The sequence below is a fragment of the Streptomyces niveiscabiei genome (assembly GCF_001419795.1).
GTDB lineage: Bacteria > Actinomycetota > Actinomycetes > Streptomycetales > Streptomycetaceae > Streptomyces > Streptomyces niveiscabiei.
Map to the genome: position 1 here is coordinate 1 of NZ_LIRL01001309.1, position 1,704 is coordinate 1,704.

Here is a 1,704-nt window from a genome sequence, read left to right on the forward strand (position 1 = left end):
CTGGAGACCTGGCGCCGCCGCAAGGGCCGCATCCTGACCCTCGCCGGGCACGAGGCGGCCGGCGGCGTCGGCGGCGCCCTCGTCGCCACCGCCGAGGAGGTGTACGGCGCCCTGTCCCCGGCGCAGGCCCGCGCCGCCCGCCACCTGCTCCAGCGGATGGTCGTACCGGGCGAGGGCACCCCGGACACCCGCCGCCCCCTCACCCGCGCCGAACTCGCGCAGTGGGCCTGTCCCGACGTACCCGCCGTGGTGGAGCGTCTCACCCGGGCGCGTCTGCTGACCGCCGACGAGGGCGGGGTGCACCTCGCGCACGAGGCGCTGATCGGCGGCTGGCCGCGCCTGCACGGGTGGATCGAGGACGACCGCGAACGCCTCCGCCAGCACCGGGCGCTCGCCGAGGCCGCCCGCACCTGGCGCGAGCACGACCACGACCCCGGCGTCCTGTACCGGGGCACCCGGCTGGCCCGCGCCGAGGAACTCTTCCCCGACCACCTCGCCGACCCCGCGCTCACCGCCCCCGAGCGGACCTTCCTCACCGCCGCCCTCGACGCCCGCGAGGCCGAGCGCCGGGCCACCGCCGGGGCCGTACGGCGTCACCGGGTGCTGACGGTGTCGCTGGCGGCCGTCCTCGCGGTCGCGGTGATGACGGGCGTCCTGGTGTGCCGCGCGCAGGACGAGAACCGGCTCCAGCGGACCCGGGACGCGGCCCGCAGGGTCGCCGCCGTGGCCGACGCGCTGCGCACCACCGACCCGCGCACGGCGCTCCTCCTCGGCGCCGCCGCCTGGAGCGTCGCCCGGCTCCCGGAGACCCGCCGCGCCCTGCTCGGCTCCCTCGACCAGCCGGAGACCGACACCTTCACCGATCCGGACCCCGGCGACAGCCGCAGCCGCGCCCTCCTCGACGACGGCCGCACCCTGCTCAGCGCCGCCGGCCGCACCTGGCGCACCTGGGACGTCACCGACCACCGGCCCACCGGCTCGGGCCGCGTCCCCTCGGGCACGGTCACCGCCGCCGGGCCGCTCCTCGCCGTCACCGGAGACGACCAGCGCGTACGCCTGTGGAACCCGGCCACCGGACACTGGGCGGGCGGACCCCTGGCCGACGTCTCCGACCTGCGCTTCACCCGCGACGGCGGCGCCGTCCTCGTCACCGAGGGCGACCGGGTGCGGCTGCGGTCGGCGGCCGACGGGCGCGTGCTGTTCGCGAGCGCGGCCGTGGAGACACCGCTCACCGCGCTGAGCACGGACGGCAGGCTCGCGGCCGTCTGCCCGTCCGGCGGGACCCCGCAGGTGTGGGACACCGCGACCGGGCGCGCCCTGCCCGGCGCCTGGCGGCAGGACCGCGTCTGCGACGGGGACGTCCTCGCCGTCGACGGCGACCGGCTGGCCGCCGCCACCGACGGCGGCCTCCGCGTCTGGGACACCAGGACCGGCCGCCGTATCGCCGACGCCGACGACCCGGGGGTGCGGTACGCCGCTTTCAGCCCCGACGGAACCTTCCTCGCCACCGCTGACGCCGCCGAACTGCGCGTGTGGCGCCTCACCGACCCGGACGCGCCCGTCTTCCGCCACCCCCTCGACAACCAGCACCTCTACGGTGGCCTCGCCTGGCACGGCCGGAACCTCCGCTACCTGGAGGGCGGCACCGTCCACACCCTCGACCTCGCGGCGGCCGGTCACCACCGGCCGCCGCGAGGTCGAGGG

The 1,704-nt window shown here is 78.3% G+C and carries 1 protein-coding gene; it reads left to right on the forward strand.

Annotated elements, in window-relative coordinates; genetic code table 11:
- The coding region (locus AOK24_RS43455) for an nSTAND1 domain-containing NTPase (protein ID WP_420876737.1) at positions 1-1,704 on the forward strand (1,704 nt) is incomplete at both ends.